Genomic DNA, 15,272 nt, shown 5'->3' on the forward strand with positions numbered 1-15,272 from the left:
TATTTTATATCCCTTTAATCGAAAACTGATGGGAGAATGCTTGGTTCGCAAACAGAATGTATTCCTTCTCCGGAAGCTGTCCCCAGCTATCATGTCCGCCCACGCCGGTTTGCTTATGGTTGACGCGCACGACTGTTTTGTTGCTTGGTGGCAGCAGATGAATATGATCATGCGCCTCCAGCTCCAATGGCGTATAAGGCAGTACATTTAGTTCAAAATGCGGCGCGCCCTTCAGCACGAGACCCTCGCCCTTTGCATTCGTAACCGCAGCATGGCGAACGTCCATCTTATTGCCGCATTCCTGTGGCCTGATATACGATACGAGCTGATCCTGAACGCTGCCAGCGTAAAGCCCAAGCTTGCCTCCCGTTTGGCGATCCCAATACGTCTCGTCTGGACCTTTGCCATACCAGCTTACTTGATCAAATGATGCTGGCATCTGGAAGAGCATGCCGATTTCCGGAATTTCCGGTAAATCTGCCCCAGGCTGCAGCTTCTCGTATATATTGATCTCACCATCTGCACTTACTTTGTAAATTAACGACAGCATGGATTCCGTTGTAGTAGGCAAGCTATACTGCACATTAATTGTTACACTGCTTGCCTCAAGCTCCCAAGTCATCGCTTGCAGAACGCGCTCTGTCCCCGCTTCTCGCCATGTTGCACAGCGTATATGCTGCTGATTGCCGCGATCATTATCCGTGTAGGCACGCCAGAAGTTCGGAGTCAATCCTTGCAATAACCGCTCTGAGCCATTCCACACATAGGAAGTAAGGCTGCCATTTGCTAGATCAAATTGCGCAGTGAAGCATTCACCGCTTACAATCACCGCCGCTGCCGACTGTTCAGCATGAACAGCAGGCTTAGCTTGTACAAGACCAATAATCGGCTCAATAGGCGCAGGCAGCACAAATTGCTCAAACGCGATTTCATGACCCGCTTCTGCCCAGAGGGTTTGCTCCTTCAGCAGCAGCTGTACCGTTAATACAGCCTCTTCCGAAATGGAAGAAAGCTTAGGCAGCGTGTAAGGAATCGTTAACGTTTCCTCACTCTCAGGTTGTGCGGCCGCTTCTACCGTGCCTGCTTCCACAGAAACACCGTTAATCACTACTTGCCAAGCAAGTGTAAAGCTATTTAAAGCGCTGAATAAATGACGATTGGTCACCTTAATGGTGCCATTCTTCAGATCAATCGCTTCAAACTTGGCATTTTGGTATACCTTCTTCACCTCTTGAAGCTTAGGCGACACTGTACGATCTGCGAAAATAAGGCCGTTGCCGCAGAAATTGCCATCATGCGGCGATTCGCCAAAGTCGCCTCCATACATCATTTTCACTGTGCCGCTCTCGTCTGTTACTCGGATGGCCTGATCGATCCAATCCCATATGAAGCCGCCCTGCAACACAGGATACTTCTCAAAAACCTCCCAATACACATGCAAGCCCCCGCAGGAATTGCCCATCGCATGACTGTACTCGCATAAAATATAAGGTTTTTTCGGATTGCTTCGCGCATACTGTTCAACGCCCTGAGGACTCGTATACATATGGCTCTCGATATCAGAAGCTGCATCCGATTCGCGGTAGTGAAACACTCCCTCATAATGAACGACGCGCGACGGATCAGCTTCACGTAAAAAATCATGCATTTTTACGAAATTGTCTCCGCCAAATGCTTCATTTCCAAGCGACCAGATGACGATAGACGCATGGTTTTTGTCTCTTTGCATCATCGAATTGCAGCGATCGAGCACAGCCCCTGTCCATTCCGGTCTGCTTCCTGGCACAGTCTCGCCAAGCTCCTTCTGTCCATAAGTCCAAGAACCATGCGTTTCCAGATTCGTCTCGTCAATGACATACAGCCCATATTCATCACAAAGCCTGTACCAGAGCGAGTTGTTCGGATAATGTGAAGTGCGGACGGCATTGATATTATATTGCTTCATGAGTTCAATATCTTTGCGCATATCCGCTTCATTAATCGCACGGCCTGTATCGCATGAAAATTCGTGGCGATTTACCCCTTTGAACATGATCCGGCGTCCATTGATTTGCATCAGGCCATCTTTAATCTCAAACTTGCGGAAACCGACCTTGCAGCTTATCGCTTCAAGCAGCGTGCCGTCCTCTGATTTCAAGCTAAGTATCAACGTATATAAATTCGGCTGCTCAGCACTCCATTTGAGCGGATTTGAAACAGCGGCGCGCAGTTGAACAGAAGTAAGATCCTCGCCTTCCACCTGCGTTTGGATCGTCAGCGGGCTTGGAAATACGGCAGCTCGATTCACATCATATAGCGCTGCCTCTAGCGTTATTTCGCCAATTGGCCTTAAAAAATAGTTAAGCAGCTTCGCATCAACAATCAGATCTGCGTCAAGGCACTGCTCATCAAGCTCTGTATGTACAAAATAGTCATAGATATGTGCCTCTGGAGTGGAGTACAAGTAGACATCTCGGAAAATACCGCTCATTCGCCAAAAATCTTGATCCTCCAGCCAGCTTGCGTCGCTCCAACGATAAACCTCTACGGCCAGCTTATTCTCACCGACTGCAAGGTAAGGGGTTAGATCGAACTCGGAGGGTGTAAACGTATCTTGGCTAAAACCAACAAGCTCTCCGTTCAGCCATACATAGAAAGCCGACTCCACACCTTGGAAACTGATAAATACAGGTTTACCATCCCACTCGGAAGGTACTGTAAAAGTACGAGCATATGAACCAACTGGATTATATGCAGTAGGGGCAAACGGCGGCTTTATGTCCTCGTTGCCATCCCAAGGATATCTAACATTCGTATATTGCGGATAATCATAGCCCTGCAGCTGCCAATGCGCGGGAACCGTAATGCTGTCCCACTGGCTATGATCATAATCAGCTTTATAAAAGTTGGCGATTCGTGATTCGGCATTCTCTGCAAATGCAAATTTCCACTGGCCGTTCAGCGACAAATAATTCGAAGACTTGTTATGATCGCCATCCCATGCCTCCTCTATCGTATCGAAGGGCATTAACGAAGCATGCGCATCCATACGGTTCAAACGATAAATCTCAGGGTTATTGTTCCACTCCGGGTAACCGTTGGCCGGCGGCGAATATACTAGCTTTTTTCGCATAAAATCAAGCACCTCATCACTATTAATGGATATGATATTCACATTATAAGGCATTGCTATTTCTCATATCATAAAACAATTTTCATATCTTCTATAAAAATATGAACATTACGATACAAACGGCGCTCGTGATTGGAAGCGTAAAGCCAAAAAAAAAGCTGACCGGGGTAAAAACACCCGATCAGCCTTAACCGCCATTTCAGAAGCAGACCTGCCTCTTCTAGAGCTGCAGCTGCTTCAAATTATAAAACTCGCCTTTGCTTGCCATCAGCTCATCGAAAGTGCCTACCTCAACAATACGTCCATGCTTCATGACGACAATACGATCTGCATCACGAATCGTCGACAGGCGGTGAGCGACAATAAATGTCGTGCGGCCTTTAATCAGCTCCTGCATCGCCTTCTGAACATGAAATTCTGACTCGTTGTCGAGTGCTGAGGTGGCTTCATCCAAAATAATAATTTTTGGCTCGCGTACAAGCGCACGTGCAATCGCAATCCGCTGACGCTGCCCGCCAGACAGCTTGCCGCCATGTTCGCCAACCATTGTGTCGAGGCCATCCGGCAGCTGCCCGATAAACTCGGATAGGTTAGCCATCTCAACAACACGATTCACTTGCTCATCAGTAATGTCGCGAAGGCCATACGTAATATTGTCTCGAATCGTACCTGAGAACAAAATATTCGTTTGCGGCACGACCGCCAAATGCTTGCGATAGCTGCGTAGATCAATGTCCGCCAAATCAATGCCGTCCATCAGCACTTTCCCGCCCGTTGGCTGCAGGAAGCCGATAACTAGATTGAGCACTGTTGATTTGCCTGCGCCGGATGCGCCAACAAATGCAATACATTCCCCTGCTTCAACTTCGAGGGTAACATCCTCAAGCACATGATGTTCACTGCCCGGATATGAAAGCTCTACACCCTCGAAAGAAAATTCGCCTCGTACATCGGCAACTTTTCTTTTGCCGCTATTATTTTCAATATCGGTCGATACCAAAATCTCTTTAATGGAATGAATCGATTCAAGACCTTTTGCAATTTGCGGATAAATGTTAATGAGACCAGTAACGGAAGCCAAAATCATCGCAAAAAAACCTTGGTACATAACGACGTCGCCAACCTGAATTTGCCCATTGTAAGCTAAGTATGCCGTGAAAATTAAACAAAGCACCTGGAAAATTTGAAACGTCACCCAGTTTGTTGAGCCAAAATACGCCTCCACCAAATCCAGCCGATACCCTTTGCCTTGAATGTTGTTCAGTGTCTGGTCAATACGTGCGATCTCTACCTTCTCCAAGCCGTGTGCGCGCGTAATCGGAATCATCTCGACCATCTCTGACACGCGAGAGGACATTTGTTCTATTTCTTTACGGAATTCCTTGTTCGATTTACGGATTTTGCGCCTAAAAATCGTTACGATCGTTATGGACATTGGAATGGTCAGTATAAAAAACAACGACACAATCCAGCTGCTGTTCAGCGTTATAATAAACGATACGATAATGTTAACGACAGCCGGCGCCAAAGCAATCATGAACTGCTTTGACATCATCTCAACCGCTTCGACATCGCGCAGCACTTTCGATTGCAGCTTGCCCGCAGGCAGTTCCCTGTGTTGATTAATGGACAACTGCTGCAGCTTGCGCACAAGCGCGCTGCGAAGTCCCGCTTCTACATATCTTACCGCACGGCTCAAAAAAGAAATGTAAGCAGCATGGGTTGGTATGTTCTGCAGGATGACGATCAAAATAATAACAAAGTTAATCCAAATGCCGCTTAGCGGATATTTTGCTGGATTCGTCGCAATGTTGATAATATTAGCTGTTACAATTGGCAGCACATAAATTGGCGCGCTTTTGATGAACAAAAATAATAATGAAATCAATAGATTGGCAAAGTTGCCTTTGTATAATGACAATAAAAACTTCAACGGGCTGGCATTTTCCTCTAGTGCCGCGTTTTCAAATGTGCTCGCTAGTCCCTTTGCAGCACCAAGCTGAGTTTTTACAACCCTCTCTGACATTTCTCTCTCCATCCTTCTGCAGCTCTGCATGCTGTCCAACCATTCTAAATCCGGCAAGCTACCGCATCATCTTACGCTCATTCCACCTTCCTGTAAATGTGCGATATTGCACTTCTTATATTCAATTTTGTTCTTCAATGCTAGTGGTGCTTAGCTTTATAATCCTTTGGCGTTTCACCGACCATTTTCTTAAAAAGCTTGTTAAAGTAAACAGGATCACTATAGCCGACCAGCTGTGATATTTCGTAATTTTTCAAATTTGGATGATCGCTCAAAAACTGCTTTGCCTTCTCTATTCGAATGTCGATCAAATAGTCTGTCAGCGTCATGCCCGTCTCCTGCTTAAATAAGCGGCTCAAATAATTGGCGCTCATGCCGACGGTGTCAGCGATACGCTCCATTTCGAAGTTTTTGCCGTATTCTTGCTCCAAAATCGTTTTCATTTGCTCAATAACATGATGCTCTTTTTCCTTCGAGATCGTCTCTTGTGCTGGAGCAGATACCGTTGATTCCGATGTTTGCCCGTTTTCGCTGCGCTCCTGCTCAATCTTAACCAGTATGTCGTACAAGTTCGCCTTGTCCACCGGCTTGAGCAAATAATCCCGCACGCCCGAGCGAAGAGCCTTGCGCGCATATTCAAATTCACTAAATCCGCTGAGCACAATCGTATCAATCGACTTATCGCGCAAGTGCTCAATAAGGCGCAAACCGTCCATCATCGGCATCTTTATATCGGTAATCAGCACATCCAGCTCGCCTTCACTGAGCTTCGAAATTTGCGCCCAAGCGTCCATTCCGTTGCTGTAGGAGCCGATAACTTTGATGTCCAAATCCATTTTCGTTAATATTTTTTCTAGACCCAGCCTTATGAATTCTTCATCATCCGCGATCATAATGTTCAACAATCCTGCTCGCTCCTCCCCGCGTGTTCCTCTTCTAGTTTGTGCTAAAATCGGTACATCTGCAATGAAAAGAAAGCGGACGGTTTATTTAACCGCACCGCTTGTCACACCCGCGAAAATATATTTTTGCAAGAACACATAAAGAATTGCGGTAGGAATCATAATGATAAGAATGGCTGAGGATATCATTTGCCAGTCCCCGCTGTTGACCCCGAAGAAGCGCATGAGTGACGTTGATACGACGACATGTTCGGCCCTAGGCAGATACAGGAGCGGAATAAACATGTCATTATAGATGCTGATTGTTTTCAAAATAATGATTGTCGCTGTCGCTGGCGCAAGCAGCGGGAAGATGATGGAGCGGAAAATACGAATCAATGAAGCACCCTCGATCATCGCGCTTTCATCTAATTCATAAGGGATATTTCTAATGAATTGCAGATAAATGTAGATTTGCAAAATATCTGCGCCTACATAGATTAGTACAGGTCCCATCAAATTATTCGTTAAGCCAAGCGCCTGAATCGTTTTGTAGTTGACGACTTGCGTTGTAATCGCTGGAATAATCGTGGCGAATAGGAACAAGCCGACTAGCGGTCCTTTAAATCTGAAATTGAAGCGCCCAACGGCATAACAGAACGCCGATCCGATTAATATGTTCAAAATTAGCGTGATCGCGATAATGAACAGCGTATTCCCGAACGCATGGAGCATATCCGCCTGCTTAAAGGCTTGCGCAAAGTTTTTAAAATAGAGAAAACTGTCTGGCATGGAGATGGTCGATTTCGTGTGAAATTCATCCTTCGTCTTAAAAGCATTGACGACGATGATGTAAGGCGGGAACAAAATCGCAAACGCAGCCAATAGAAGGCTTAAATACTTGATTGTGTCCCAAAGCTTATTGGATTTATTCATCGATTATTCCCCCTTTCCTTTCAACAAAAACCGCTGAATCGATAATACAATGACAACAAAGAGTAACAAGACGACGCTCATTGCGGATGCCAAACCATAGTTGTTGAACTGAAAGGCGGTCTCAACAATTTTCATAACGAAGGTTTCACTCGATCCTGCCGGCCCGCCCTTGGTTAAAATATAAGGCAGATCAAACACCTCTAAAGCCCCGGTGACCGTTAGGAACAAATTGAGCTCGATAATTTTATAAATGTTCGGCAGCGTGATGCTAATAAATTTTTGCCAGCCGTTTGCCCCGTCAATCGATGCCGCTTCGTAAATATCACTTGGAATCGATTGAAGCGCCGCCAAATAAATGACCATATTGAAGCCCATAAAGCGCCAGAAGCCAATTGAAGCAAGAGTATAGTTTACAAACGATCCACTGCCGAGCCAGCTTGTTTTGGAGAGTGCATCAAAGCCGAGCTGTCCTAGCAAATAGTTTAATGATCCGTTTGTCGTATCGAATACGTAACCGAATAAGTATGCTACAGCAACGCCATTTAGGATGTACGGTAAAAAAAGCAGCAGCCTGAAAAAGTTTTTCCCCTTCAGCTTGCTGTTCAGCACCACTGCGAAATAAATCGCGGCGATATTTTGTACAATTCCAACAGCGAAATAGGCAAAGTTATGTTTAAAGACACCAAAAATAGCTGGATTTGAAAATACTTCCTTGTAGTTCGACCAACCAATCCACGGTTTGTTTTGACTTAAGCCGTCCCAGCTCGTAAAGCTTAATCGAATGAGTTCCATTGCCGGATAATAGGCGAATGTCAGCAGCAGCAGCAGCGGCAATGCGACGAAGCCAATAATGACATAGTTCTTCTGTGTTTTAAAAGGCAATCTGCTAAACATGAGACAACCCCATCCTCCCTGCGTCTATCTAATCGGAAGGTGCAGGATAGACAACCGTTAAAGGTAATCCATCCTGCACGCAGCCCTTACAATCCTAAATCTTTTTTCGCTTTCGCCCACGCTGTGTTCACTTTATCCAATACCTTTTGCGGGTCTTTAGCTAATACGAATTCTTGTACAACTGCAGCTTGATCAAGCTGAGCTTTGTTTTGAATTTCTGTCGCTGCATCTACTGGTGCAGCTGGCTCGAAAAATTTAGGGGTAAAGCTGTTGAATTCCGAAAGCTGTGGAAGCTTCGATTCTTTGGCTTTCAAAGTTGGAATGAAACCTGCGAAATCATCATAACCGGATTCTTCGATCATCCATTGTACGAATGCTTTGCCTGCTTCAACATTGCCGTTTTTGTTAACTGCATAGAAGAAATCCGGGTTAAGCGGTGCTTTCGCTTCGCCAGTGTTGTCGACCGGGAATGGGAAGAAGCCAATGTCCTCAGCAGGAGCGCCGTTTTCAATTACTTGGTTAATTACCCAGTTGCCAAGCAGATACATACCGAATTTGCCGGTTGCTACGTCTTTTTTCGATTGCTCCCAGTTCGTCGAGTTCACGTCTGTTTCTAGGAAACCTTTTGTGTACAGCTCACGAAGAATTCCCCATGATTTGCCGTAAGCATTGTCAAGCGTGTATGGTGTTTCGGATTCAGCACGTTTGTTTTGGTGATCAGAAGCTCCGCCGATTAGCGTTGGAATATCGTATACCCAAGTATCAAGCGGCCATTTATCTTTGAAGTTTGATGCAAGCGGCACGATGCCTGCGTCTTTAAGCTTTTGCGATGCAGCTAGAAATTCGTCGTATGTTTTTGGAAGAGCTGTAATGCCTGCTTTCTCGAATGCTTTCTTGTTGTATACGATACCGACTGTCGATCCGCCGGAAGATACGCCATACATTTTGCCTTCTTGCGCCTTCAAATCCTTGAAATGAATTTCACCTGAGAATGCAATGTCGTCAAGCGGAGCGAAATAATTAGGCAGCTCTGCGTTTGGAATGGTTGGTACAAATACGACATCAGGGAAGTCTCCGGAAGCGATGCGGATTTTCAACGTTTTATCATAGTCCGTTATGGCTTCAAATTTTAGATCGACACCAGGGTATTTGTCTTCAAAACGTTTTTCGTAATCGACGTACTGTTTGTCAATCATGTCAGTACGGTTTGTTAAGAATACGACTTCACCTTTAATCGTTGATGTTTCTTCTGTTCCACCGTTTTCCGGTTTGTTTGTTGCGGTGTTATCCGTGCTCGGCTTGTTCGTAGGTGTATTCGTGCTTGCGTTATTCCCACCACATGCAGCTAACGATGTTAGCATAACTACAGAAACAAGTGCTAACGAAATGACTTTTTTCATTTTCTAAATCCCCCTCAGCTCGTTTTGATTCCGCTTACATGTCGATAATACCTCATAAAATGTGGTTCTAAAATGGTTTAAAATATGATTTATAGTCTTCAACTGTCATTTTGTGAAAACGCTTTTTCACGCATATTCACTCATTATTGTGCATATACGTGCCGCTTTCCGTGTTATTAAATGAAGCAATTTTATGAAGTTGCCTGCTCTTCAAGAAAGGTATTGCAAACAAGACTAGAATCATGTTTACTTGTTATATAACAAAAATATTATTAGTAATAACAAAAATACCAAATATAAAGTGAGGGGAATCCAATGACAACGAAAGCAGCCTATATAGGCGGAATGACATGGGGCTGGACAGGTATTCGAGGCACATGGACTGGCGAAAAAGCGGATCGTTCGATGGAATTAATGGCCGAGCGGTTAAGCGTGAACTGGACAGCTATTGCACTTGGCGCACTTCAAGATCATGCCCACTCCACCGAAATTAAGTTTCGCGAGGCGCCTACGGTTACCGATGAGGAAGTTCTTAGCGCCATTCACAAAGCGAAAGAACTAGGCCTTAACGTTTGTTTGAAGCCGGTCGTCAATTGTGCGGATGGCACATGGCGTGCTCATATTAATTTCTTTGATCTCGATGTGCCTTGCGAGCCAAAATGGTCTGACTGGTTCGCTTCTTATACCACATTCATTTTGCACTATGCCAAAATTGCCGAAGAAACAGGTTGCGAAATGTTTTGTGTTGGATGCGAAATGGTTCAAACCGATCGCAGAGAAACGGAATGGCGTGAGCTCATCGCAGAAGTTCGCAAAGTTTATTCCGGCATCGTTACGTACAACTGTGACAAATATCAAGAAGGCCAAATTAAATGGTGGGATGCTGTTGATGTCATTTCTTCCAGCGGCTACTACCCTATCGATGCTTGGGAAGAGCAGCTGAACCGAATTGAAAAGGTCGTATCCGAATACGACAAGCCTTTTTTCTTCATGGAAGCAGGCTGTCCTAGCCGCGAAGGCTCGCAGTATATTCCGAACGATTGGGGACTTGCAGGCGCGCCAAGCGAAGAGGTTCAGCGTCAGTTCTACGAGACGATGTTCTCCCATACGGACAAACGTGATTGGGTTGGCGGCTTTATGCTTTGGGATTGGCCAGCGAGACTATATGAAGAGGCCGATGCGAGTGCTAACGACGATTATTGTATGTATGGCAAGCAAGCAGAACAAACCGTTCGTCAATATTATGCAGCCAAAATAGCTGAATCGATTGACGGAGGTTTGGGCGAATGAACGTAAATAACGAGCAGTGGCTGGCAAGCATCAAGCAGGAGCTGGAATCCAACATTCTCGGCTTTTGGATGAAACATACGATCGATGAGCAAAAAGGCGGTTTCTACGGCAATATCAGCAGAGATCTAACCGTTAACGATGAAGCTGGCAAAAGCCTGGTGCTTAATACACGTATTTTGTGGACCTTTGCCTCCGCTTATCGCATGACTGGCAATGAAGACTATCTTGAAATGGCTAACAGTGCCTATCAATATGTAAATAAATACTTTGTAGATCAAGAATACGGCGGATTATACTGGATGGTCGACGCAGCTGGCAGCCCAGCCGAAACGAAAAAGCAGGTATACGGTCAAGCCTTTGCTATTTATGCTTACTCCGAGTATTACCGTGCAACCGGAATTGAAGCTGCGCTTCAGCAAGCGATCTCACTATTTCATACGCTTGAGAAATATAGCTATGATGAGCAATATAAAGGTTATTTTGAAGCTCTTACACGCGAGTGGCTGGAAACCGACGATAATAGCCTGAGTGAAAAGGATTTGAACGAGAAGAAATCCATGAATACTCATCTCCACATCATGGAGGGTTATACGAACCTTTACCGGGTATGGAAGTCGGATGTGCTGCATGCCAAGCTGAGAGAACTAATCGAAATCACGATTAAACATATTATTAATCCAGATAACGCGCACTTTATCCTTTTTTTCGATGAAAAATGGAACGGCAGATCCGAGCACATTTCTTACGGTCACGATATCGAGGGCAGCTGGCTGCTAGTCGAGGCGGCTGAGGTGCTTGGAGATGCAGCATTGCTGGCTGAAGCCAAAGCTATTGCTATTCGAATGGCAGAAGCGACACTGAATGAAGGCGTTGACGAGGACGGCGGTCTTCTTAATGAGGCAGGTCCTGATGGGATCATCGATTCACACAAGGATTGGTGGCCGCAAGCAGAGGCTGTTGTTGGTTTCTATAATGCTTATCAAATGACGGGCGATGAGAAATACCTTGAGGCTGCCTTGAAATCTTGGCAGTTCATTGAAAATTTCATCGTCGACAAACAGTATGGCGAATGGCACTGGAGCGTAACTCGCGATGGAACTCCAAGCGATAATTTACAAAAGGTTAGCCCTTGGAAATGCCCGTATCATAATGGTCGTGCATGCTTTGAAATGATCGAACGCTTGTCTGGTACAGCAACTTCACACTAATGGAGGTATATTCAATGAGTAAATTTAATGAACGCAAGCAAATGCTAACGGACCGTTATGAGGAGCTCGTACAGCGTAAAAACGAGCCTGCAGAAGTTAGCAACGGCGTTTTTGATCGTTACGTACACCCTGTTCTAACAGCAGAACATGCTCCGCTGATTTGGAAATATGATTTTAATCCTGAGACGAACCCTTATTTCATGGAGCGCCTCGGCGTTCATTGCGTATTCAATCCAGGCGCAATCTTCTTAAATGGCAAATACCATCTCGTAGCACGCGTTGAAGGCAATGATCGCAAATCATTTTTTGCCATTGCAGAGAGTGACAGCCCCGTTGATGGTTTCCGCTTCTGGAACCACCCTATTTTGCTTCCAGAAACAAGCGATCCCGATATTAACGTCTATGATATGCGCCTCGTTCAACATGAGGACGGCTGGATTTATGGTCTGTTCTGCACAGAGAGAAAAGACCCTTCCGCTCCAAAAGGAGATCTGTCGAGCGCGATTGCACAATGCGGTATCGTAAGAACGAAGGATTTGAAGCAATGGGAGCGCCTTGCCGATCTAAAAACAGCGTCCAACCAACAGCGCAACGTCGTGCTTCACCCTGAATTTGTAGACGGAAAATACGCCTTCTATACTCGTCCACAGGACGGCTTCATCGATACGGGTTCAGGCGGCGGCATTGGCTGGGGACTATCCGATACGATCGAGAACGCAGTTGTAGAGCGTGAGATCATTATTGATGAACGCCATTATCATACAATCAAAGAAGTAAAAAACGGTCAAGGTCCCGCTCCAATTAAGACGGACAAAGGCTGGATTCATATTGCTCACGGCGTTCGCAACACTGCGGCTGGCTTGCGTTATGTACTTTATGCATTCCTATCCGACTTGCAGGAGCCTAACAAAGTAACGCATCGTCCAGGCGGCCACTTGCTTGCGCCAGAAGGCATTGAACGTGTCGGCGACGTATCGAACGTAGCTTTCTGCAACGGTTTTATCGCACAAGATAACGGCAACGTCTATATTTACTACGCTTCCTCCGACACACGCTGTCACGTTGCTGCAACTACCGTTGATCAACTGCTCGACTATTGCTTAAACACACCGGAAGATCCGCTTCGCTCCTTCGCATGTGTAGAGCAGCGCATCGCTTTAATTGATCGCAACTTGCAGCTATAATCCGCTTCACCAAGCAAGAAACTTTAAGTCTTTCCAGCCTAAAGGAAAGGGCTTCCCAGAGAGCATTTCTGCTTTTGAGAAGCCCTTTTTCATTTATTGTTTGATACAAATTACTTTTTGATTTCCATAGGAATAGAGATGGTCTTATCGTAGGTTTTAATATAGGAAAATCCGTTAAGCAGCAGCTGTGCCGGTTCCTCTTCCGTGTTAAAAGAAAACGTCTGCTCCCACAAGATGTTGCCATTTTTCAAATCCCACGGGCGTGATGAGGAAATGGATGAGACGGGAACTACACTATCACCCGATTGAACAGATAAGTTTTCCGTTTCCAAGATTGTAAATTGTTTTCTGGCGATAACAATATCATAACCTGTATCGGTTTTTGTAACGCTGCGAATCCATAATTTCTCATTCCCAATTTTTATGGACAGATCTGATGGTGAAGCTAAGGAGATCGGTTCTTCTATTTTCTGATAGCCAGCAAAATTTTCAAGTACGAGCTCGATGGTTTCCAGCTTGTCTGTAGGCAGCACATCAAATTCAAGTTCAAATGCCGCCTTGCCCTTTTCACCCGAATGATCCGACTGCATTCCCCATGATTTCACTTCTGTTCCATTTACATAAAGCTTTGTTATACCTGAGAACCTCGGGTATCCCCCATCATTCATTTCATAATGTCCCTTTACGATGGTAGAAGTAGGTGAAGCTGTGATGGCGTCATAGTGGACCAATCCCTCATCGACCGAAACGGATTTTGAGATATCCTCTTTAAGCATGCTTTTCATCGCTTTATTCGCTTCAAACTTGAAGGAGATTGGGTAAGATGCCCGTTCCCCATTTTCTAGCCACTCACTAAATGTAACGGTTAAAGTTCTAGAGAATGGACTAACCGGTTCAAATTTATAGATACCCTCGTACTGGGTCTCATCTTTGCTATAATTGCCGCTTCCTTCTTTGGGATCGGAATCCGTCAAGAACCCTTCCATTTGACCTACGTTATAACGTAGTGAACTATTGTCAGTAAATACAGAGCCTTCGGGTCTATCAATGCTATAATACATGAGCAAAGCGTTATCGTCAGCAATAACCCCGTTGATGGTAATGACAGTACCGTCCTCAAGCGTTTTGCTTTTGTTGACCGATTGTCCATAGCCTTGCTCCGCCACTTCAGAGAAGCTAAGAGAGTTCAGCTCGATTTTGTTAAACAACTTGCCTCCGTAATAAGCGAATGCAGGATATTGATAAGTTCCGACAATCAGAAGGAGTGCTGCAGCTGATGCTGCAACCCATGTCATCGCTCTATTTAGCTTTCTTTTCTTAGCAGGAACATGCTCAAGAGCATTTCGAAGCCTGTCCTCAAGTCCTGACGGTGCCTGCACGATATTCAAGGTCTGTCTGTGCTCCTGCAATCTCTCCTCGATCGTTTTCATTACGATCCCCTCCGATCATCGCTTTCAGTTTTTGCATGCCTTGCGAAATTCTTGATTTGATGGTTCCAATCGGTGAACAGGTCATGTCCGCAATCGTCTGATACGGAAGATCATGTACATAGCGAAGCTCGATAGCTTCCCGCTGCTGTGCGTTTAGATTCGAGAGCAGCACCTGCATGTTCATCTCAGACTCCGTGTTGCGGTAAGGGTTATCTTCAGTTAATCCAGCAAAAGATGATTCACCCTCGTCTCCCAGTGGAACAAATCGTTCTTTTTGGCGGAGCAGTTTTTTGCAACGATTGACGAGAATGGTTTTGCTCCAGCTGTAGAAGGCTTCGCTCTTTTGCAATTGATCCAGCTTTTCATAAAGCGTAACAATCATGTCTGCCATGGCATCCATCGCGTCATGCTCATTTCTCAAATAGCTGTAGGCAAGACGATAATAAGCGTCCTGATCGGCTATGATTAGTTGTAATAAAGCTTCTTTGTTGCCTTTTTGAGCTTGTTTGACAAGACGGCTTACATTCATGTTCTCCCCCCTTTCATAGATAAGAGATCACAGAGGCTATTAAAGTTCATTTTGCGAAAAAAAATCTCAACTACCACGTCACTGCGATGTTATTAGAGGATGTTGACATCAACTAAACCTGCATAATAACATCCATATAAATCTAATTTTACGGAGGCTCGCTATTATGGAGATTTCAAAGAAAATATTGCATCCGTTGTTTGTTATCACGGGGAATTAAGCACCGAAAATGTTAATGATCAATTGTTAAAGCTCAGCCAAGAGTAACTATATATAAAGGGTTCCACATACTAATCAAGCATAATATGTGAAACCCTTTTAAGTTTTATTTTAGAAGCATAACCTATCCATAAAGGGGAGAAAATACCCAAAGATCAGCCAC

General features: G+C 45.0%; 11 protein-coding genes. 3 read left to right on the forward strand and 8 right to left on the reverse strand.

The genetic code is table 11. The features are described 5' to 3' along the window. Positions 1–4 precede the first annotated feature (4 nt). The 6 genes from MHH56_RS26620 to MHH56_RS26645 form a co-directional block, all read right to left on the reverse strand. Positions 5–3,112 carry a glycoside hydrolase family 2 TIM barrel-domain containing protein gene (locus MHH56_RS26620; protein ID WP_339209740.1) on the reverse strand — a complete coding sequence of 1,036 codons (3,108 nt, stop codon included), beginning with the start codon at positions 3,110–3,112 and terminating at the stop codon, positions 5–7. A gap of 220 nt (positions 3,113–3,332) precedes the next feature. Beyond that, positions 3,333–5,195: an ABC transporter ATP-binding protein gene (locus MHH56_RS26625; RefSeq protein WP_339204656.1), complete on the reverse strand. Its 1,863-nt coding sequence runs from the start codon at positions 5,193–5,195 to the stop codon at positions 3,333–3,335. 83 nt (positions 5,196–5,278) lie between these two features. Continuing rightward, complete coding sequence (locus MHH56_RS26630) at positions 5,279–6,043, reverse strand: helix-turn-helix domain-containing protein (RefSeq protein ID WP_339204658.1); 765 nt, start codon at positions 6,041–6,043, stop codon at positions 5,279–5,281. Positions 6,044–6,124: 81 nt separating this feature from the next. Beyond that, on the reverse strand, positions 6,125–6,955 hold the full coding sequence (locus MHH56_RS26635) for a carbohydrate ABC transporter permease (RefSeq protein ID WP_339204659.1): 831 nt from the start codon (positions 6,953–6,955) through the stop codon (positions 6,125–6,127). A gap of 3 nt (positions 6,956–6,958) precedes the next feature. Beyond that, a complete protein-coding gene (locus tag MHH56_RS26640; RefSeq protein WP_076268981.1) occupies positions 6,959–7,849 on the reverse strand; it encodes a sugar ABC transporter permease in 891 nt (296 codons plus the stop codon). Between the two features lie 86 nt (positions 7,850–7,935). Further along, positions 7,936–9,249: an extracellular solute-binding protein gene (locus MHH56_RS26645; protein WP_339204660.1), complete on the reverse strand. Its 1,314-nt coding sequence runs from the start codon at positions 9,247–9,249 to the stop codon at positions 7,936–7,938. 315 nt (positions 9,250–9,564) lie between these two features. On the opposite strand from MHH56_RS26645, the gene MHH56_RS26650 reads away from it, so the two are divergent. From MHH56_RS26650 to MHH56_RS26660, 3 genes are read left to right on the forward strand one after another with little or no spacing between them, the layout of a single operon-like run. Beyond that, positions 9,565–10,539 (forward strand): 1,4-beta-xylanase, encoded by a 975-nt coding sequence (locus MHH56_RS26650; protein WP_339204662.1) that lies wholly within the window; start codon positions 9,565–9,567, stop codon positions 10,537–10,539. Next, positions 10,536–11,747 (forward strand): AGE family epimerase/isomerase, encoded by a 1,212-nt coding sequence (locus MHH56_RS26655; protein ID WP_339204663.1) that lies wholly within the window; start codon positions 10,536–10,538, stop codon positions 11,745–11,747. Before MHH56_RS26650 ends, MHH56_RS26655 begins: the two co-directional genes overlap by 4 nt. Positions 11,748–11,761: 14 nt before the next feature. Beyond that, the gene (locus MHH56_RS26660) at positions 11,762–12,931 is read left to right on the forward strand and encodes a glycosidase (RefSeq protein WP_339204664.1); all 1,170 of its coding nucleotides are present in this window, start codon (positions 11,762–11,764) and stop codon (positions 12,929–12,931) included. Positions 12,932–13,041: 110 nt separating this feature from the next. Here MHH56_RS26660 and MHH56_RS26665 read toward each other — a convergent pair whose 3' ends face one another. Beyond that, the gene (locus tag MHH56_RS26665) at positions 13,042–14,361 is read right to left on the reverse strand and encodes a DUF4179 domain-containing protein (RefSeq protein WP_339204665.1); all 1,320 of its coding nucleotides are present in this window, start codon (positions 14,359–14,361) and stop codon (positions 13,042–13,044) included. Next, positions 14,288–14,890, reverse strand: coding sequence for a sigma-70 family RNA polymerase sigma factor (locus MHH56_RS26670; protein ID WP_339204666.1), 603 nt, complete (start codon positions 14,888–14,890; stop codon positions 14,288–14,290). Before MHH56_RS26670 ends, MHH56_RS26665 begins: the two co-directional genes overlap by 74 nt. Positions 14,891–15,272: the final 382 nt, after the last annotated feature.

Origin of the sequence: Paenibacillus sp. FSL K6-3182 (assembly GCF_037976325.1) — a bacterium.
Taxonomy (GTDB): Bacteria; Bacillota; Bacilli; order Paenibacillales; family Paenibacillaceae; genus Pristimantibacillus.

What these genes read in the sequence shown, in the direction of transcription:
- MHH56_RS26640 (WP_076268981.1), bottom strand. Translation starts at nt 7,849, where the DNA reads ATGTTTAGCAGATTGCCTTTTAAAACACAGAAGAACTATGTCATTATT.
- MHH56_RS26665 (WP_339204665.1), bottom strand. Translation starts at nt 14,361, where the DNA reads ATGAAAACGATCGAGGAGAGATTGCAGGAGCACAGACAGACCTTGAAT.
- MHH56_RS26660 (WP_339204664.1), top strand. Translation starts at nt 11,762, where the DNA reads ATGAGTAAATTTAATGAACGCAAGCAAATGCTAACGGACCGTTATGAG.
- MHH56_RS26645 (WP_339204660.1), bottom strand. Translation starts at nt 9,249, where the DNA reads ATGAAAAAAGTCATTTCGTTAGCACTTGTTTCTGTAGTTATGCTAACA.
- MHH56_RS26635 (WP_339204659.1), bottom strand. Translation starts at nt 6,955, where the DNA reads ATGAATAAATCCAATAAGCTTTGGGACACAATCAAGTATTTAAGCCTT.
- MHH56_RS26670 (WP_339204666.1), bottom strand. Translation starts at nt 14,890, where the DNA reads ATGAATGTAAGCCGTCTTGTCAAACAAGCTCAAAAAGGCAACAAAGAA.
- MHH56_RS26650 (WP_339204662.1), top strand. Translation starts at nt 9,565, where the DNA reads ATGACAACGAAAGCAGCCTATATAGGCGGAATGACATGGGGCTGGACA.
- MHH56_RS26655 (WP_339204663.1), top strand. Translation starts at nt 10,536, where the DNA reads ATGAACGTAAATAACGAGCAGTGGCTGGCAAGCATCAAGCAGGAGCTG.
- MHH56_RS26620 (WP_339209740.1), bottom strand. Translation starts at nt 3,112, where the DNA reads ATGCGAAAAAAGCTAGTATATTCGCCGCCGGCCAACGGTTACCCGGAG.